Annotated in this window: 18 protein-coding genes; 15 read left to right on the forward strand and 3 right to left on the reverse strand. The window is 69.4% G+C overall.

The features are described 5' to 3' along the window. Positions 1-45: 45 nt before the first annotated feature. The 8 genes from AVW09_RS01200 (at position 46) to AVW09_RS01235 (ending at position 8,242) form a co-directional block, all read left to right on the forward strand. The gene (locus AVW09_RS01200) at positions 46-1,149 is read left to right on the forward strand and encodes a hypothetical protein (protein ID WP_063256279.1); all 1,104 of its coding nucleotides are present in this window, start codon (positions 46-48) and stop codon (positions 1,147-1,149) included. Continuing rightward, positions 1,146-1,937, forward strand: a complete 792-nt coding sequence (locus AVW09_RS17480; protein WP_156495917.1) for a hypothetical protein — start codon at positions 1,146-1,148, stop codon at positions 1,935-1,937. The genes AVW09_RS01200 and AVW09_RS17480 overlap by 4 nt, the downstream gene beginning before the upstream one ends. Then, positions 1,934-2,899 (forward strand): sortase, encoded by a 966-nt coding sequence (locus AVW09_RS01210; RefSeq protein ID WP_063256281.1) that lies wholly within the window; start codon positions 1,934-1,936, stop codon positions 2,897-2,899. Before AVW09_RS17480 ends, AVW09_RS01210 begins: the two co-directional genes overlap by 4 nt. A 497-nt stretch (positions 2,900-3,396) precedes the next feature. Further along, positions 3,397-4,170 (forward strand): phosphate ABC transporter ATP-binding protein, encoded by a 774-nt coding sequence (locus tag AVW09_RS01215; RefSeq protein WP_231901735.1) that lies wholly within the window; start codon positions 3,397-3,399, stop codon positions 4,168-4,170. After that, on the forward strand, positions 4,167-5,864 hold the full coding sequence (locus AVW09_RS01220; RefSeq protein ID WP_063256282.1) for a phosphate ABC transporter substrate-binding protein PstS: 1,698 nt from the start codon (positions 4,167-4,169) through the stop codon (positions 5,862-5,864). The genes AVW09_RS01215 and AVW09_RS01220 overlap by 4 nt, the downstream gene beginning before the upstream one ends. 9 nt (positions 5,865-5,873) lie before the next feature. Continuing rightward, positions 5,874-6,701 carry an LmeA family phospholipid-binding protein gene (locus AVW09_RS01225; protein ID WP_063256283.1) on the forward strand — a complete coding sequence of 276 codons (828 nt, stop codon included), beginning with the start codon at positions 5,874-5,876 and terminating at the stop codon, positions 6,699-6,701. Between the two features lie 60 nt (positions 6,702-6,761). Then, positions 6,762-7,595 (forward strand): hypothetical protein, encoded by an 834-nt coding sequence (locus AVW09_RS17485; protein ID WP_156495918.1) that lies wholly within the window; start codon positions 6,762-6,764, stop codon positions 7,593-7,595. Between the two features lie 71 nt (positions 7,596-7,666). After that, positions 7,667-8,242, forward strand: coding sequence for a DUF2019 domain-containing protein (locus tag AVW09_RS01235; RefSeq protein ID WP_063256285.1), 576 nt, complete (start codon positions 7,667-7,669; stop codon positions 8,240-8,242). A 6-nt stretch (positions 8,243-8,248) separates the two neighbouring features. Here AVW09_RS01235 and AVW09_RS01240 read toward each other — a convergent pair whose 3' ends face one another. Next, positions 8,249-9,646, reverse strand: coding sequence for a threonine/serine ThrE exporter family protein (locus AVW09_RS01240; protein ID WP_063256286.1), 1,398 nt, complete (start codon positions 9,644-9,646; stop codon positions 8,249-8,251). Positions 9,647-9,820: 174 nt separating this feature from the next. On the opposite strand from AVW09_RS01240, the gene AVW09_RS01245 reads away from it, so the two are divergent. From AVW09_RS01245 to AVW09_RS01275, 7 genes are all read left to right on the forward strand, one after another. After that, on the forward strand, positions 9,821-11,107 hold the full coding sequence (locus tag AVW09_RS01245; RefSeq protein WP_063256287.1) for an aspartate kinase: 1,287 nt from the start codon (positions 9,821-9,823) through the stop codon (positions 11,105-11,107). Between the two features lie 184 nt (positions 11,108-11,291). Beyond that, positions 11,292-12,362, forward strand: a complete 1,071-nt coding sequence (locus AVW09_RS01250; protein ID WP_063256288.1) for an aspartate-semialdehyde dehydrogenase — start codon at positions 11,292-11,294, stop codon at positions 12,360-12,362. Positions 12,363-12,465: 103 nt separating this feature from the next. Next, complete coding sequence (locus AVW09_RS01255) at positions 12,466-13,938, forward strand: malate:quinone oxidoreductase (RefSeq protein WP_063256289.1); 1,473 nt, start codon at positions 12,466-12,468, stop codon at positions 13,936-13,938. 7 nt (positions 13,939-13,945) lie between these two features. Then, a complete protein-coding gene (locus AVW09_RS01260) occupies positions 13,946-14,551 on the forward strand; it encodes a thymidine kinase (RefSeq protein ID WP_063256290.1) in 606 nt (201 codons plus the stop codon). Positions 14,552-14,591: 40 nt separating this feature from the next. Further along, positions 14,592-15,620 (forward strand): UDP-glucose 4-epimerase GalE, encoded by a 1,029-nt coding sequence (gene galE, locus AVW09_RS01265; protein ID WP_063256291.1) that lies wholly within the window; start codon positions 14,592-14,594, stop codon positions 15,618-15,620. Between the two features lie 66 nt (positions 15,621-15,686). Then, positions 15,687-16,424, forward strand: coding sequence for a FadR/GntR family transcriptional regulator (locus AVW09_RS01270; protein WP_063256292.1), 738 nt, complete (start codon positions 15,687-15,689; stop codon positions 16,422-16,424). Then, entirely contained in the window at positions 16,421-17,242 is an 822-nt protein-coding gene (locus AVW09_RS01275) for a siderophore-interacting protein (protein WP_063256293.1), read from the forward strand. The genes AVW09_RS01270 and AVW09_RS01275 overlap by 4 nt, the downstream gene beginning before the upstream one ends. Before the next feature lie 7 nt (positions 17,243-17,249). Here AVW09_RS01275 and AVW09_RS01280 read toward each other — a convergent pair whose 3' ends face one another. Both AVW09_RS01280 and AVW09_RS01285 read right to left on the reverse strand, forming a co-directional pair. Then, positions 17,250-18,023, reverse strand: coding sequence for an HAD-IIB family hydrolase (locus tag AVW09_RS01280; RefSeq protein ID WP_063256294.1), 774 nt, complete (start codon positions 18,021-18,023; stop codon positions 17,250-17,252). A gap of 169 nt (positions 18,024-18,192) precedes the next feature. Beyond that, positions 18,193-18,777, reverse strand: a complete 585-nt coding sequence (locus AVW09_RS01285) for a TetR/AcrR family transcriptional regulator (protein WP_063256295.1) — start codon at positions 18,775-18,777, stop codon at positions 18,193-18,195. Positions 18,778-18,821: the final 44 nt, after the last annotated feature.

An 18,821-nucleotide genomic window follows, 5' to 3' on the forward strand; every position in this document is an offset into this window, starting at 1 on the left:
ACCCGCGCGACATCCCTACGTCGCCGCCGTCTGCGGAGATATACCGTGCTCTCCTTCACCTCGCGACGCCGCCTCCCGGCTCTGGGTGTCGCCCTCCTCGCTCTCGCGGCGACACTGGCTCTCCTGCCCCCTTCGGCCCCGGCGCGAGCGGATGACGCGGATGCCGCCACTCCCGCCACCGTCGGCGTGGCGACCCGTCCGGCGGGCGAGGACGGCCGTCCCGACGGTCGGTCGCGTTTCACCTACACGGCGGACCCGGGCCAGACGGTCAGCGACCGCGTCCTCGTGGGCAACACCGGTACCGAGCGCCAGGACTTCACGGTGTACGCCACGGACGCCTTCAACGGCGGCGACGGCGCCTTCTCGCTCCTGGCCACCGCCGACACACCGACCTCGGTGGGCGCCTGGTTGCACTTCGAGGACGGCAGCGACCGCATCAAGTTCTCGCTCGAGCCGAACGAGGTCCGGCTCCTGCCCTTCACGATCACGTTCCCGGCGGAGGCGACTCCCGGCGACCACGTGGGCGGACTCGTGGCATCCGTCATCGAACAGGGCCAGCAGGTCAGCGTCGACCGCCGGGTGGCCACTTCGATCTTCGCCCGGGTCTCGGGCGAGCTGCAGCCCGCGCTGAGCATCACGAGCTACGACGCGTCGTACGAGGGCGATTGGTGGAACCCGTTCAGCGGGAGCGTCAAGCTGCACTACACCGTCACCAACCCGGGCAACGTCGCGCTCGCCGCGAACCTCACGTCGGGGGTCAACACGTGGTTCGGCATCCCGGCGACGGGCCTGCAGGGCGGCAGCATCCCGATCCTCCTCCCGGGCAACACCGCGACGTACGACTTCACCGTCGGCGGTGTGGGGCAGTGGTTCTACTTGAACCCGTCCACGGTGCTCAACCCGTTCGTCGACTCGCCCGATGCCGACCAGCAGCTCATCGTGTCGCCGATCACGCGCGACGCCGTGACTTTCGCGGTGCCGTGGGTGCTGTTGATCCTGCTCGCGATCGCCGCGGCCGTCTTCCTGCTGCTGCGCTGGCGCCGTCGCCGTGACGAAGCGCGCGCCCAGGAGTGGGTCGACTACATGGAACGTGCCACGGCGGCCGACGCGAACGGTCTCGCCGGCGCCTCGAGTACGGCTTCGTCGTGAGTCGACGCCCTTCGATCGTGGTGCGGGTCTTCGTCGGGGTGTTCCTCGTCGTGTCGGTGGCGGGCGCCTCCGCGCCGGCGACGGCGGCAGACAGTCACGACGACGGCACGCCGCTGTCCGTGACGATCACGGACGGATCCACGCCCACGCCGTCGGTCAGCACGAGTGGTCCAGCCTCGGGCGCCGGAGGGTCGGGCGGCGGCAGCGGGTCCTCGAGCGGCGGCTCCGTCAGAGGCGGCACGGGTGGTGGGTCGGTCTCGGGCGGCTCCGGTGCCGGTGGCCCGGCGGGCAGCGCGGGAGGGGGAACGACCACCCCGACGAACGAGGTCAGCCTGGCCGGGATGTTGTACGTGGGCGGCCTCAACGGCACCACCACGCCGCTGTTCAACCCGGCCGACGGAACGGTGGAGCTCTGGTTCACGGTCCGCAACGCCTCGACATCGGTGATCGACGCCAGCGCGCGGTTCTGGATCGACGGGACCGTCTTCTCGAACGACTTGGATGCCGTGAACGACGTCCCCATCGCCGGATTGCAGCCGGGGGAGACGCGCGTCGTCTCCGCGTCTCTGCACAACGCCGGGCAGTGGACGTTGATCTCCGGTCACGTGACACTCACCCCGCCGGACGCGGTCGACGGCACGGCACTCACGCCCGTGACGCGCGACGGGCTCTTCCTGCTCTTCCCGTGGTTGATCGTGGTGCTGCTGATCGTCGCGGTTCTCGCCTGGGTGATCGTTCGGGTCGTGCGCGAGGCACTGCCCCCCGTCCCCGCGGCGGTGACGACATGACCCTCCAGGACGACCGCGTGGATGCCACCCCCACGCCGCCCACGCAGGCGATGCCGCCGCGTCCGCCGAAGCCTCCGCGCCGCCCGCCGCGCCGACGTCCCGAGTACGCCCCGCTGAGCCCCGTGCAGGTGTTCATCCGCGGGTCGCTCGTGTCGATCGCGTTGCTCATCCTGGTGTTCCTGGGGAACGTGCTGCTCTTCAGCCACATCTCTCACTTCGCTGCGCAGCAGCAGCTGCGCGACACGTTCCGGGCACAGCTCGAGGCCGGAACGGCGCCCGTGAGCGAGGGTGACTTCGAAGACAACCTGCTCAAGGACGGTGTGCCGGTCGCCATCCTCTCGATCCCGCAGCTCGGCATCGACGAAGTGGTCGCGGAGGGGACGACGTCGGGTGTCCTGATGAAGGGCCCCGGGCACCGCCGCGACACGGTCCTGCCCGGACAAGCGGGCGTGAGCGTGCTCATGGGCCGGACCGCGGCTTTCGGCGGACCCTTCGGCCGTATCCAGACGCTCCAGCCCGGTGAGCAGTTCACGGTGCGCACGGGGCAGGGCGAGCAGACGTTCGAGGTGCTCGGCGTGCGTTACGCGGGTGACCCGACCCCTCCCGCCCCGGTGCGCGGCGAGAGCCGACTGATTCTGATGGCTGCGCGCGGCGCCCCGTATCTGCCCTCGGGTGTGGTCTACGTGGATGCCAAGACGACCGGCGCCGCGCAGGCCACCGGCGCGCGTCAGACGACGTCGATGTCGCTCCCCGCCGAGGCGAAAGCGATGGCGACGGACAAGACGACCGTCTGGGCCCTCGTCTTCGCGCTGCAGTTCCTCGTCATCGCCGAGTTCGTCGCCGTGTGGGCCTACCGGCGCGTCGGATGGCAGAAGACGTGGATCGTCTTCGCGCCCGTCCTGTTGCTGGCGAGCGTGTTCGTCTCGCAACAGCTGATCCTTCTTCTCCCGAACCTCCTCTGAACCGAAAGTCGAACATGACCGACCGCCGCGATCCCGATCTCGAGGGCGCCTCGTCCTCTCCGGCCGAGGAATCCGCCGACCCGTACATGACGGACGTCATGAGCGTCAGCGACGCGAGCGTCCTGCAGGAGCTCGAGTCGGCCCCCGAGGGCGCCCCGCCGGCTGCGCCGATCGAGAAGCCGGCCCCGGATGCCACCCGCGCGGGTCTCGGCATCTCCCACCGTCGCGCCCGTCGCGGCGCGCTCTTCGGTCGCCGCGGCGCCGAGGTCCCCACCGCGGGCGCGGATGACGTCACGAGCGTGATCCCGGCAGCGGGCGGGACGGCGACCGCGGGCTACCCGGCACCGGACGCGAGCAGCCTGCAGGCCGTGTCGTCGGCGGGATACACCGTCCCGGCGGCATCGGTCCGGTCGTCCTCGGTGTCCCTGTTGGGCGGCGCTTCGGCCACCGCCGAGCGCCTCGCGGAGGCGGACCGCCTCACGGCCGCGCAGGCGGAGCTGTCCGAACTCGATGCGCACTCGATCTCGGCGTGGTTCGGCGACCACCAGGTGCTCCTCGATGTTTCGCTCACGATGCCGGCCGGCCAGGTCACCGCCCTCATCGGCCCTTCGGGCTGTGGCAAGTCCACGTTCCTGCGCATCCTCAACCGCATGCACGAGCTGGTGCCCTCGGCCTCCCTCGCCGGCGAGGTCCGACTCGACGGCGACGACATCTACGACCCGAGCCACCGCCTGATCGATGCGCGCAAGGACATCGGGATGGTGTTCCAGAAGCCCAACCCGTTCCCGGCGATGTCGATCTACGACAACGTCATCGCGGGGCTGAAGCTCACCGGAATGCGCGCGTCCCGCGACGAGAAGGATCACCTCGTCGAGACGTCCCTGCAGAGTGCCGGTCTGTGGAAAGAGGTCAAGGACCGTCTCCGCGCCCCCGGCGGCGGCCTCTCCGGCGGTCAGCAGCAGCGTCTGTGCATCGCGCGGTCGCTCGCGATCAAGCCCAAGGTGCTGCTCATGGACGAGCCGTGTTCCGCGCTCGACCCGACCTCCACGCGTGTCATCGAGGAGACCATGGGGGAGTTGCAGAAGGAGCTGACGATCGTCATCGTCACGCACAACATGCAGCAGGCGCAGCGCGTCTCGCAGCAGTGCGCGTTCTTCCTGGCATCCCAGGGTCAGCCCGGCCACATCGTCGAGCACGGTGACACCGAGGCGATGTTCGACTCGCCGATCGACCCGCGCACCTACGACTACGTGAACGGTCGCTTCGGATGATCCGCGGGGTGCGGGGGGCGCTCCTCGCGGTCACGGCGATCGTCACGGCTTTGGCGGTGCCGGCCCCCGCCCAGGCGGCCGACGCCTACACGCCCCTCTCCGGGTCCGGCTCGACCTGGGGCCAGAACGCCCTGGACGTGTGGCGAAAAGACGTCGCACGCGACCTCGGATTGACGATCAACTACTCCGGCACGGGTTCCTCGGCCGGGCGACGCGACTTCATCGCCCAGACGGTCGACTTCGCGATGAGCGACATCCCGTTCCAGACGGAGGCCACGCCGGAGAATCCCGCCCCGGAGACGGGGATGCCGCCGTACGAGTACCTGCCGATGCTCGCCGGCGGCACGGCGCTGGCGTACAACCTCTGGGTGGACGGTCACCGCGTGACCGATCTGCGCCTGTCCGGTGCCGCCGTCACCAGGATCTTCGCGGGACAGATCACGCGGTGGAACGACCCCGCGGTGCAGGCGGACAACCCCGGGTTGACCATGCCCGACCAGGCGATCACGCCGGTCGTGCGTGCGGACGGCTCCGGGTCGAGCGCTCAGCTGACCGGGTGGATGGCCGACCGCTATCCGAGCATCTGGACGTACGGACAGCGCTCGCTCTTCCCGCACATCGACGATTCGTTCAAGGCGCAGAACGGCTCGCTCGGCGTCGCCGGGTACGTCTCCCAGGACTACGGTCGAGGCGCCATCACGTATGTCGAAGCGTCGTACGCCGCGAAGGCCGGTCTCCCGGTCGCGAAAGTGCTCAACGACGCGGGATATTACGTCGCGCCGACTCCTGCCGCGGCGTCCATCGCACTCCTCGCGGCAACGCCGGGTTCGGACGGAACTCTCGATCTGCGTCGTGTGCATCGCAGCACCGACCCGCGTGCATACCCGATCTCGTCCGTGTCCTACCTGATTGCGCCCACCGCGACGAACAGGATCTTCACCGCCGACAAGGGCCGTACGCTCTCCCGTTTCATCGAGTACGCGGCCTGCGACGGGCAGCAGGAACTGCCCGGCCTCGGGTACGGCGCCCTGCCGCTCCCGCTCGCCCAGGTCGTGGCGGACCGGGTCTCGCGGATCCCCGGCGCGTCCGGCTCGATCGACCTGAACGGATGCCGGAATCCGACGTTCGCGTCCGGTGACACCGCCTCCGACAACGTCCTGCTCCGCACGGCTCCGATGCCTCCCGAGAGTGATCGCTACCCGGGAGCGGCGCCGCGACCCGACGAGGTCGACGGGGAGAACCTCTCCGCCACCGTCACGGCATCCGATCTCTTTCAGCTCAGCGCGCCCGCGGCGACCACCGTCGATTTCGGCGATCTCGGCCGCGGCGGCGTCGAAGTGGCTCGGACCCTCGGACACTTCACTGTCATCGACGATCGCAATCGGCTCGGCGGCTGGACCATGCAGCTCTCCGTGAGCGACTTCGTCGGGATCGCCGACCCCACCGCGAGGTTCTCCTCGACCTTCCTCGGAGTCGCCCCTCGCGAGGTGACGCATCAGGATGGTGTGACGCTCGCGGAAGCGCAGGAGGCAGGCCAGGCGATCTACCCGATCAACCTCGCCACCGGAGACCGCGGCACGACGACGACCCTCGCGGGCGCGACCCTCGACGCCGATCTCAGCCTGCTGATCCCTCGGGATGCCGCGGTGGGCGACTACCGCTCGACGGTCACGATGACCTTGATCGGGCGATGAGGCGCGAACATGACGCTCTTCGATCAGCAGACCGACGTCCTGCCTCAGCCGCAGCCGCAGTGGACCGAGGCCGCTGAGCCCGCGCCGGTGCGTCTGGGTCTGCTTCTCTCGGTGCTCGGCGTCGTCCTCCTCGTCCTGGCGGCGAGCTCGCTCGTGATCGCCGAGATATTGGCCCATGGCGAAAGCGAGCGGGCGGTGGCCGACGAGGTGAGGATCCGGCTGGCGATCCCCGCCGGCGAACGCGTCGAGGTCGACATCGCCGGCTCGGTCCTTCTGCAAACGATGGTCGGCCGATTCGACGACATCGGCGTGACGATCTACAGTTACCCGGCCGGACCCTCCAACGCGGATGTGACGTTCACGATGGAGGGGCTCCAGTGGGTCGACGATGAGTGGGAGCCGCACCACGTGTCCGGCGCCATGACCTTCTCGGCGGCGCAGGCGGCGGCGTTGATGGTTCCGGCCCAGGCTCACAGCGCTCTGCGGGTCGATTTCTCCGGCGGAGACGTGGTCGTGAGCGGCTCCGCGCAGGCAGGGACGACCCCGGTCACCGCGAGTGTCGCTGTGACGCCTCGCTTCGAGAACGGGCGTTTCGGCGCGTCGATCTCGTCCGTCACGATCGGGGGGAAGTCCCTCTCGGCTGAAGAGGTCGCCGCGCAGACGGGCGCCGACCTTTCGGCGCTGCAGCCGGCTCCCGTCTGCCTCGCCGAACTCGTCCCGAGCGCCCTGCACATTCAGGACGTGCGCGTCGACGACGATCGGCTGCGTATGGATTTCGACATCGACGTGGCGGCGGTCGAGACCGCCGCGGGTCGCGCACTCGGCACCTGCCCCTGACCGGCGCCCCGTCGAGTCGGGCAGTCGTCTACCGGCGAGCCCTGGCAACGGTCGGTCGCTATGGAAAACGGCAATCGGGTTGTTACGACGACGTGGCTTTCCGATCTTTACTCGACCACACGCATCGACTACAGCAACGGCTCGTGGGAATGGGCCCGCAACTACATCGGCCGCTTCGTCACCGAGTCGATCCGCGAGATCGTCGGTCGAGTGATCGATCCGGGTCGGGTCGACCAGGAGCAGTCTGTTCCGGGGTTGACGGCTGCTCAGACCGTTCAGGCCGATGCCCGAAGTAGGGCAGAAGGTGCAGGGCAGTGTGGGCTCGGTGGAACTCTCGTGTCGTGCCTCAGCGGCGCACAGGGCCTTGAGGTGCAGTGCGCATCATGGTCGGGGCCAGCCACGGTGTGCGTGGGCCTGCGGTCGCAGGCTGGGCCGGCAGGTGCAGTCGGGCCTGCGGGGTCGAACGGTTCGGCGAGCGTTGCCAAGGGCGCGCAAACGGCGACGGGCGGGGCCTCGGGTGGTGGAAAGGACCGGGGCGGCGTGCCCAGCCTCCCAGACTGCGAGGATCATCCGGGATACTCTTCGTTCGGATCGGCCAAAAGGGGCATGGGCCCGACGGGCGAGGACGGCTACGTTTACGACCATATCGTCGAGCAATCTCAAGAAGGCAAGTCCGGCTTCAACCGCGAAGACATCAATAACCCCTGCAACATGGCCCCCGCGCCCTCCTGGGCGAACCAAGCGCGAGCGAACTACTACAACTCCAAGCCTGACTTCACGCAAGGCTTGAGGGTGCGGGATTGGCTTGCGCAACAGGAATACTCGTTCGAAGAGCAGAGGCAATTCGGGCTCGATATCCTCGGGAGGATCCTCAGAGGGGACAATCTGAATTGAACCATGACGCGAGCACGTTCAGGCTCCTGATCATCCGCCGACAGAACGAAGCCTCGACTGCGGCTCGAAATGTGCTGACCGATCAGCTCCAGCTGATCGACCTCGAGCTTCGCGAGACGCCGGAAGGTCGCCAAGGTTTGCTCTCCCTCCTTGACGACCGATCCTCACGAGTTCGACTGCGCGCCGCAGTTGCTGTGCTCGCGTTCTCGCCGGAGGTCGCCGTTTCGACGCTCGAATCCCTTGCGAGCGGTGGTGATACGACCGCGTGGGAGGCCGGGCTGATTCTCCGGCAGGTTCGCCGAGGTACCTTCGACGTCGGTTGGGTGCCCCGTGGTCGAGTTTCGCGACGGTTGCCCCAGCTCTCCGTAGAGCACCTTGACTCTGCGCTCACCGTTCACGGCCTCATCATGAACGGCGGTCTCGAGCACGCATGGGAGGTCGATCGGGAAGCATTCGAGGCGGCGGTCGAGACTTTGCGGACGATAGGGCGCGGTGACGCGGCCGACGTGTTGGCGTCGGTTGCGACATCGTACGCTTCCGAAGAAGATCCGGCGGGAGCAAATCCGGATTACCCGTTTCGTGAGCTCGACCACCGTTATCTCGCCCTTCCTGACGTGCAGGATTCGATTGAAGACGCCGTGCCCTGAGTCGCGCTAGAGGCGAGCCCGCGCGCGTGAGCGCACCACGCCGGACAGGGTCGCGCGGACCGGTTGACCGAGGTAGATGCCGAGCGACGCGCCGACGGCGAGGGCGATGCCGATCGTCGCGGCACCCGCGAGCGTCGTGACACCGGTCATGAGCACGGCCGCGTCGTCGCCGGACTCGACGATACCGAGCAGCCCCCGGAAGACGGCCGCGCCGGGGACCATCGGCAGGATCGCCGCGGTCGTGACGGCCACCGACGGCACGTGCAGGCGGTACGCCACCACCATGCCGAGGAAGCTCCCCAGGAACGCTCCGACGCCGCTGGCCGCGGCGACCTCGAACCCCACGGCCGAGGCGCCGGTATAGCCGACCCAGGCGACCACGCTGAGCCCGGCGCTGACGAGGACGATCCGCGCCCCGGCGCCGTTGGAGATCGCGACGGCCACGGCGATGACCGCCGCGCCGACGAACTGTAGCGGAAGGGGGCCCAGCGGCAAGGCCATCGACGGTGGTGACATCGCGAGTCCCAGCATCCGCACGGTCTCCAGCCCAGCGAGGATGCCGAGCACCACGCCGAGGGTCTGCGTCGTGAGCTCGAGGATCCGTCCCGTCGCGGTGAGCGCGAAGCCGTCGATGGCATCCTGGGCGGCCCCGACGACCGCGAGCCCCGCGAGCATCAGGACGATCCCGGATGCCACGATCACCGATGGACGTACCGCTTCGGCCGCGTCCCACCCGGTGGACCGCAGCAAGGGAGAGAGCGCTGCGACCACGGTGATGACGAAGCCACCGGCGATCTGCGCGAAGAAGTAGGGCACGCGCGCACGAGCCAGTGCGTGCTGGGTGGTCGCGGCGAGGGCAGCGGCCACGAACGACAGCAGGAGGGCGAGCCAGTTCGCGCCGTACATGATCGCGACGCCGAGGGCGAGCGTCGCTTGCGCGACGGCGACCGCCGCCGGCCGGTAGCGGAAGGGCAGTCGCCGGATCGCGCGGCACCGGGCGATCGCGGCGTCGAGCTCGAGGCCGTCGAGGATCTCGGCGACGAGCGCCTGCAGGCGCTGGAGCTTGGCATGATCCGGTACCGCGCCACGCACCACTCGCAGCAGCGTGGTCGGGTGGGCCGCCCCCGGGAGGCTGTGCGCGACCGTGATCGAGTTGTAGGTGACGTCGACGTGCACCGGGTCCAGCCCGTAGGCGCGGCTCACCCGCACGATCGTGGCGGTCACATCGCTCGCTGACGCGCCCACGACGAGCATCGTCTCGCCGATGCGGATCGCGAGGTCGAGGATGCGGGTGGCTCGCGTCTCGTCGATCACGGCGATGAGCTGGGTCTCGGGGGCGAGGGCGTCGTCGGCGTGGACGAGGCGACGCAACGACGTCAACCATCGAGCGGAGGTGGGGGGCATCCGAATCGCTCTCGGGAGAGGGGTGGAACGCCACGATCCTAACCGCGGGCCTCGCGCGGCTCGCCGCATGGCGGCGGCGGCATGCGGGCGCATCTAAGATGAACCCTCGGGCGTGGTATCCGAGCGCCCCGTCGTGGCATCCCGACGCCCGTCCCTCCCCGGGAGTTCCCTCTTATGGCGCTGATCGTCCAGAAGTACGGCGGTTCGTCCGTCGCCGACGCCGAGAGCATCAAGCGCGTCGCCAAGCGGATCGTCGACACGCGCCGCGCCGGTCACGAAGTCGTCGTCGCGGTGAGCGCGATGGGCGACACGACCGACGAGCTCCTCGACCTCGCAGGTCAGGTGGCCCCGATCCCCGCGCCGCGCGAGCTCGACATGCTGCTCTCCAGCGGCGAACGCATCTCGATGGCCCTGCTCGCCATGGCGATCCACTCGATGGGCTTCGAGGCGCGCTCCTTCACCGGTAGCCAGGCCGGCATGATCACGGATGCCACGCACGGTGCCGCGCGCATCGTCGACGTCACTCCGGTGCGCCTGCGCGAAGCGCTCGACGAGGGCGCGATCGTCATCGTCGCCGGCTTCCAGGGCTTCAACCGCGACACCCGCGACATCACGACCCTCGGTCGCGGCGGCTCCGACACGACCGCCGTGGCGCTCGCCGCGGCGCTCAACGCCGACGTGTGCGAGATCTACAGCGACGTCGACGGCATCTTCACCGCCGACCCGCGCGTCGTGCCGCTCGCCCGCAAGCTCGACCGCGTCTCCAGCGAAGAGATGCTGGAGCTCGCCGCCAACGGCGCCAAGGTCCTCTACATCCGCGCGGTCGAGTACGCGCGCCGCCACGGCGTCCTCATCCACGCCCGATCCACGTTCAGCTCGGGCGAGGGCACGTGGGTGCTCGACGCCTCGAAGAAGTCCCCGCTCGTCCCCGAGGGAGCCACCATGGAAGAGCCCATCGTCGCCGGCGTCGCCACCGACCTCAGCCAGGCGAAGATCACCGTCATCGGCGTTCCCGACGTCCCCGGCAAGGCCGCCGACATCTTCAAGATCGTCGCGAAGTCCGGCGCCAACGTCGACATGATCGTGCAGAACGTCTCCGCCGCCGCGACCGGCCGCACCGACATCTCGTTCACGCTGCCGAAGACGGATGCCGCGACCGCGCTGAAGGCGCTCGCCGGCGAGCAGTCCGAGGTCGGGTTCGAGAGCCTCGTGCACGACGACCAGATCGGCAAGCTCTCGGTCGTGGGCGCGGGCATGCGCACGCACTCCGGCGTCTCCGCCACCCTGTTCGAGGCGCTGAGCCTCGCGGGCGTGAACATCGAGATGATCTCGACGTCCGAGATCCGCATCTCCGTCGTCGTCCGCGGCGTCGACCTCGCCGAGGCCGCCCGTCTGGTGCACACCGCGTTCGGCCTCGACAGCGACATCGAGGCGACGGTCCACGCCGGCACCGGCCGCTGACCCGGGCCCCTGCACCGCTCCGTCCCCGGCCTCCGTCGCGCACAAGTCCTGCAGCTTCTCTGAATTCGACCGGAATCCGCCGGTCGGTGACCGACACGCAGGACTTGTGCGCACCCGGCGCGCGCTACCCTGTCCCGAACGCCGTCGTCTCGGCATCCAACACCCGAACCACCGAGGACCTCGCATGACCCGCATCTCCGATTCCGGAATCTCGATCGCCGTCGTCGGCGCCACCGGCCAGGTCGGCTCCGTCATGCTGGAGATTCTCGCCGAGCGTTCCTTCCCGATTCGTGAGCTCCGCCTGTTCGCGACGGCTCGCTCGGCGGGCTCGTCGCTCGACTTCGGCGGCCACTCGGTGATCGTGGAAGACGTCGCGACGGCCGACCCGGCGGGCATCGACGTCGCGCTGTTCTCGGCCGGCGCCACCGGCTCGCGCGCGCACGCCCCGCGGTTCGCCGAGGCGGGCGCGCTCGTGATCGACAACTCCAGCGCGTGGCGCATGGACCCCGAGGTCCCGCTGGTCGTGAGCGAGGTCAACCCGCACGCGATCGCCCACGCGCAGAAGGGCATCGTCGCGAACCCCAACTGCACCACGATGGCCGCGATGCCGGTCCTCAAGGTGCTCGACGCCGAGGCCGGTCTCGAGCGTCTCATCGTCAGCACGTACCAGGCGGTCTCGGGCTCCGGTCTCGCCGGTGCCCAGGAACTCCTCGGCCAGGTCGAGGGCGTCCTCGCGCAGGGCGACGTCGAGCGCCTCGTGCGCGACGGCTCGGCGCTGGACTTCCCCCAGCCGGAGAAGTACGTCGCCCCCATCGCGTTCGACGTCATCCCGTTCGCGGGCAACCTCGTCGACGACGGCCTCAACGAGACCGACGAAGAGAAGAAGCTGCGCAACGAGAGCCGCAAGATCCTCGAGCTGCCCGACCTCCGCGTCGCCGGCACGTGCGTGCGCGTCCCCGTCTTCACCGGTCACTCGCTGAGCATCAACGCCGAGTTCGCGCGCGACATCACGCCCGAGCGCGCGCGCGAGATCCTCGCCGACGCGCCCGGCGTCCGCCTCGAGGAGGTTCCGACGCCTCTCCAGGCCGCCGGCACCGACCCGAGCTACGTGGGCCGCATCCGCGCCGACCAGTCCGCGCCCGAGGGCAAGGGCCTCGTGCTGTTCATCAGCAACGACAACCTCCGCAAGGGTGCCGCGCTGAACGCCGTGCAGATCGCCGAGCTCGTCGCACAGGAGCTGTCCGCGCGCGCCTGAGCACGTGGCATCCGGGATGCCAACGGCCCGGGGTTGTCTCGATATCGAACCGTCGAATCTCTCGATGTCGAGACACCTCGCAGCCCGCACCTAGAATCGACGGGTGACCGAAAACGTCGACGTTCTCCTCATCGGAGGCGGCATCATGTCCGCCACTCTCGGCACGATGCTGAAGGATCTTCAGCCCGATCTGAAGATCGCGGTCCTCGAGCGACTGAGCGACGTGGCGCAGGAGAGCTCGAACGCGTGGAACAACGCGGGCACCGGTCACGCGGCGCTGTGCGAGCTGAACTACATGCCCGACAACCCGAACGGTGATCTCGACCCGTCGAAGGCGGTCGCGATCAACGAGCAGTTCCAGCAGAGTCGTCAGTTCTGGGCGTCGCTGGTGCGGGAGGGCGTCCTCGACGAGCCGTCGACCTTCATCAACCCGACCCCGCACATGACGTTCGTCCGCGGCGAGAAGGATGTCGCCTACCTCCGGAAGCGCTACGAGGTGCTCAAGCAGCAACCGCTGTTCGCGGGCATCGAGTACAGCGAGGACTCGCGTGTCATCAACCAGTGGGCGCCGCTGCTCATGCAGAAGCGCCGGAAGGGTGAGCCGTTCGCGGCCACCCGCGTGCCCGCCGGCACCGACGTCGACTTCGGCTCGCTGACGCGCCAGCTCTTCGCCGGGCTGCGCGAGAAGGGCGTCGAGGTCGTCACGAACCACGAGGTCAAGAAGCTCAAGAAGCTCAAGGACGGCCGCTGGCAGGTCGCGTACCGCCACACCATCGGCGGCACCCCCGGCACGATCACCGCGAAGTTCGTCTTCGTCGGTGCCGGTGGTTGGGCCCTCAAGCTCCTGCAGCGCTCGCGCATTCAGGAGATCAAGGGCTACGGCGTCTTCCCCATCGGCGGACAGTGGCTCAAGACCTCCAACCCCAAAATCGTCGCGCAGCACAAGGCCAAGGTCTACTCGCAGGCGTCGGTGGGCGCGCCCCCGATGTCGGTGCCCCACCTCGACACCCGCGTCGTCGACGGCGAGACCTCGCTGCTCTTCGGCCCGTTCGCGACCTTCAGCCCGAAGTTCCTCAAGAACGGCTCGATGCTCGACATCGTCACCCAGGTGCGCCCGCACAACATCTTCCCGATGCTGAAGGTCGCGATCGACAACCCGAGCCTGCTGAAGTACCTCATCAGCGAGCTGCTCAAGAGCCACGCGAAGAAGGTCGACAGCCTGCGTGAGTTCATGCCGACGGCCAAGGCCGAGGACTGGGAACTGCTCGACGCCGGCCAGCGCGCGCAGGTCATGAAGCGCGACAAGGACAAGGGCGGCGTGCTGCAGTTCGGCACCGAGGTCGTCACGTCCGCCGACCACTCCATTGCCGGCCTCCTCGGCGCCTCCCCGGGCGCTTCGACGGCCGTGTCGATCATGCTCGGGCTCATCAAGACCTGCTTCCCCGAGCGCATGCCCGAGTGGGAGCCCCGTCTGAAGCAGCTCATCCCGAGCTACGGCGAGACGCTGAACACGCGTCCCGATGCGGCACGCGCCGAACTGGAGGCCACGGCCCAGGCGCTCGCGATCAACGCCTGAGGCGTCCATGGCGAAGCTGTACTTCCGCTACGGAGCGATGAACTCCGGCAAGTCGACGGCGCTGCTGCAGGCGGCGTACAACTACGAGGAGCGCGGGCAGCGGGTTCTGCTGGCCAAGCCCGAGATCGACACCAAGGGCGCCGACCAGATCGACAGTCGGCTGGGGGTCACCCGCCCGGTCGACTTCCTCGTCGGGCCCGACGACGACCTCCGTGCCGTCTTCCACGAGGCCGCGGGCAAGGCGCCGATCGCGTGCCTGCTCGTCGACGAGGCGCAGTTCTTCACCGCCGGTCAGGTCGACGACCTGCTCCGCATCGCCGTGCTCGACGGCATCCCGGTGCTCGCGTACGGCATCCGCACAGACTTCCGCACGGAGGCTTTCCCGGGCTCGGCGCGGCTGCTCGAGATCGCGCACAGCCTCGAAGAACTCAAGACCATCTGCCGCTGCGGCCGCAAGGCCGTCTTCAACGCCCGGCTCGTGGGCGGACGCTTCGTCTTCGACGGCGACCAGGTGGCCATCGACGAGGCCCAGATCGCGGGCGAAGTGACGTACGAGTCGATGTGCGCCTCCTGCTACCTGCGCGAGTCCGGCGGGCGGCTCGACGGGCGCTGACGCGGCGAGTCGGGGCCGTCGCGGCCGATAGCCTGGATCCATGCGCGTACTTCTGGCCGGCGGAGCCGGCTACATCGGAGCCCACACCGCCGTCGCCCTCCTCGAGGCCGGTCACGATGTCGTCCTCCTCGACGACCTGTCCGGGACGCACCCGGTCGCCGCGGAGCGGGTCGAGCGGATCACCGGCAAGCCGGCGCCGCTGGTCGTGGGGAATGCCGCCGACGACGCGGTCGTCACCGCGGTGTTCGACGAGTACGGCCCGATCGACGCGATCATCCACCTCGCGGCCTTCAAGGCCGTGGGGGAGTCCACGCAGAAGCCGCTGGAGTACTACTCCAACAACCTCGACACGACGTTCGCGCTCCTGCGCGTCGGCATCGCCCGTGGCATCCGCTCGTTCGTCTTCTCGAGCACGGGCACGGTGTACTCCGACCCCGCGGACCTGCCGTTCACCGAGGAGTCGACGACGAGCATCGACCTCTCCAACGCGTACAGCAAGTCCAAGCGCATGAACGAGGTCGTGCTCGCGGACGTGGCGCGTGTGAATCCCGACCTGAACGTCACGGTGCTGCGGTACTTCAACCCGGTCGGCGCGCACCCGTCCGGTCTGATCGGCGAGGACCCCGCCGGCATCCCGAACAACCTCATGCCGTTCGTCTCGCGCGTCGCGATCGGGACACTCGACGAGATCGGTGTCTTCGGCGACGACTACGACACCCCCGACGGGACCGGCTTGCGCGACTACATCCACGTCGTCGACCTCGCCGAGGGGCACGTCATCGCGGTCGAGCAGGCGCAGCCGGGCCACCAGGTGTTCAACCTCGGCACGGGTCGTCCGGTGAGCGTTCTCGAGCTGGTCGCGTCGTTCGAGAAGGCCGTCGGGCACGAGCTGCCCAAGAAGATCCTCGCGCGGCGGCCCGGTGACGTCGCGGCCACCTACTGCGACCCCACCAAGGCTGCCGAGGTGCTCGGGTGGCGCACGCGCCTCACGATCGACGACGCGTGCCGCGACTACTGGAACTGGCAGACGCGGAACCCCGCGGGCTACGCAACCCCCGCGGACGCCTGATCCGGCGCGCGTACAGTGGTGTGGTCAGGCCACATCGCGACGCCTGACGCGAAGAAGGGGACGGGCGTGCCGGATTCCGAACTGCGGGCATGGCAGGTCGTACTCGAACGCATCGAGGGCGACCTGCGTGATGGACGGCTGACGCCCGGCGATCGGCTCACCCCGGAGCGGGAACTCGCGGCTCAACTCGGCGTGGGGCGCTCGAGCGTCCGTGAGGCCATCCGCGTGCTCGAGGTCCTCGGCGTAGTCCGCACCGCGACCGGCTCCGGCCCGTCTGCGGGCGCGATGATCGTGACGACCCCGCGGGGCGGTATCGAGGCCTTCCTCCGGCTCCAGGTCGCCGCCAGCGGCTTCCCCCTCGCCGACGTCGTCCGTACCCGCATCGTGCTGGAGGCGGACGTCGCCGAGACGCTCGCCGGCTCCCACCCCGACCTCGGCGAGGTGAACGACATCCTGGATGCCATGGATGCCGACACCCTGCGTCGCGACGAGTTCCTCGCCCTCGACGCCCGCTTCCACCAGGCGCTCGCGGAGGCGTCGGGCAACGCGGTCGTCGCGGCGATGATGGCGGGGCTCCGCAGCTCCATCGAGTCGTACACGCAGTCGGGAGCGGCGCTCCTGGACGATTGGGGGGCGGCCTCGGAACGCCTTCGCGCCGAGCATCGTGCGATCGTGGCGGCGGTTGCGGAGGGCGACGCGTCGACCGCGCGGGATCGCATCCGGGCGCACATCGCCGGCTACTCGGCGCAGGTCGCGGACGCACTGGGCGCGTCGGTGGCCACGAGAGAGGCAGACGCCGCATGAACGAACGTCCCGCGCGGCCGCCGCGCCCGCAGCACGTGCTCGAGGTCGTCTCGACGGAGCGGCTGACGCCCCACCTGGCGCGCGTGCGCGCGCGGGGTACCGATCTGACGTCGTTCCGCGAGAGCCCCTACACCGACCGCTACGTCAAGATCACGTTCGTCAAGCCCGAGCTCGGTCTCGAGCCGCCCTACGACCTCGCGGCGCTCCGAGAGACCCTCGCCCCTGCAGATCTGCCCGTGACGCGCACCTACACCGTGCGTGAGGTCGAGGGGGATGAGCTCGCGATCGACTTCGTCGTCCATGGCGACGAGGGTCTCGCGGGACCGTGGGCGGCCGGAGCGCGGCCGGGGGAGCGGCTGGTGGTCAGCTCGCCCGGTGGCGGATACACCCCCGACCCCGCGGCATCCTGGCACCTGTTCGCGGGAGACGAGTCGGCTCTCCCGGCGATCGCGGCGGGGCTCGAGGCGCTTGACTCCGACGCGCGCGGCGTCGCCTTCGTCGAGGTCGCGGGGGCTGACGACGAGCTGCCTCTGCGGGCACCCGCGGGGGTCGAGGTCGCGTGGTTGCACCGCGGCGCAGCGCCCGCCGGGACGACTGCGCTGCTCGCGGAGGCTGTCGCGGCGTGGACGGTGCCGGAGGGGCGCGGTCAGGTGTTCGCCCACGGGGAGCGCGAGGCGATGAAGGCCCTGCGCGACGTGTTCTTCCGCGTGTGGGGCCTGGATCGGGCCCAGGTGTCGCTGTCCGGCTACTGGGCGTACGGGCGCACAGAGGATCGATTCCAGGCCGAGAAGCGCGAGCCCATCGGCCAGATCCTCTGACGCGTCGTCAGGCCCGGGCGGGGAGCGTGGGGATCAGCCCGTCGAGGTAGTCGGCGGTGTCCTCCCACCCGTGCACCGCGTGGCACTCGACGCCCATGGCCAGGACCGGGTAGTCGTTGCCGTCGGGGTCGAGCCGGTCGCCGACGAACAGCATGTCGTCGAGCGGGATACCGGTCGCGTCGGCGAGCTGGCGCATGCCGTAGGCCTTGTCGATTCCGCGGTGGGTGATGTCGACGGAGGTCGAGCCGCCCGAGCGCACCTCGAGGTCGGGGATCCGAGCCGCGACGGCCTCACGAAGTGCGTTCTTCTTCTCGCCGGTCGGGTCCCACGCCATCTTCGCGTCGAGCGGAGCGGTCTGGCCGAGGGCCGAGAACGTGATCTGCGATCCGCGGTCCTCGAGGATCTCACCCCACGGCTCGGTCTCCCAGAGGCCCAGGCGCTCGGCTTCTTCGCGGACCGCGCTGAGGGCGCGCGTCTTCTCATCCTCGGTGAGCGAGTGCGCGTAGACGGTCTCGATCCCGTCGCCGCTCAAGCGGTAGTACTGCGTGCCGCACGTCGGCATGAGGTGCAGGTGCGACAGGAGCGCCGGATCGGCGGCGGGCAGGCGGTCCACGACCTGCGACCGGAACTGCTGCAGCTGACCGCCCGAGATGATCGCGACCTCGACGCGCTCGGCGAGGGCGAGCAGCAGATCGCCCATGCGCGGGTCGATCGCGGTCTTCGAAGGGGCGAGTGTGTCGTCGAGGTCGAAGGCGACGAGGCGGGGCGAGGTATCGGACACGAGGCTCCTGTGGGCGGGGTGAGGGCGGTATCTCGACACAACAGAGGCTCCGCCCGGTGGGGGAGCCTCGCTGCGATCGGCCTCGGCCGGCCGTGAGGTCGATGCCCGCGCGCGGGACGAGGTTGACTGCAATGGTATCCGAAGCGGACGAGATCCCCGGTCGCGCCGGTCAGGTGCTGCCGCGGACGGTGGCGATGGCTCGGTCGTAGAGTTCGGCGAGGTCGAGCGTGCCGTCGCTGCGCGCCCACGCTTCGCCCGCCGTATCGAGGCAGGCGATCGCAGCGGCGATGATCGCGGCGGCCGACACGTCGTCGGCATCCGGTCCGAGGCGGGCGCGGATGCCGGGGAGCAGTAGCGACTGCCAGTGTCGATGCTTCTCGGCGCTGCGGCTGAGCAGCGAGGGCGTGTCGTACATCATGCGAGCGATCTTGAGCAGGTCGCTCGAATCGCGTTCGAGCGCATGCACCGCGTCGAGAGCGCGACGCAGCGCCTCCCACGGGCCGATGTCGGTGGGTATGTCGTCGAGTGCGTCGCGGAGGCGCTCGCCGTCGCGGGCCAGGTCGCCGAGGAGGACGTCTTCCTTGGTGCCGAAGTAGCGGAAGAACGAACGGCGCGAGATGCCGGCGGCCGCGGCGATCTGGTCGATGGTCGTCTGCTCGAACCCCTGGTCGAGGAACAGGCGCATGGCAATTCCGGAGATCTCGGCGTAGGCGGCGCGGCGCGATCGCTTCCACAGTGAGGCTTCGGCATCCATCTCCGCAGCTTAGCTCATGTGCCTAGTTGACACTGAGTGTCAGT

It is taken from the genome of Microbacterium sp. T32, assembly GCF_001619615.1.
Lineage (GTDB): Bacteria > Actinomycetota > Actinomycetes > Actinomycetales > Microbacteriaceae > Microbacterium.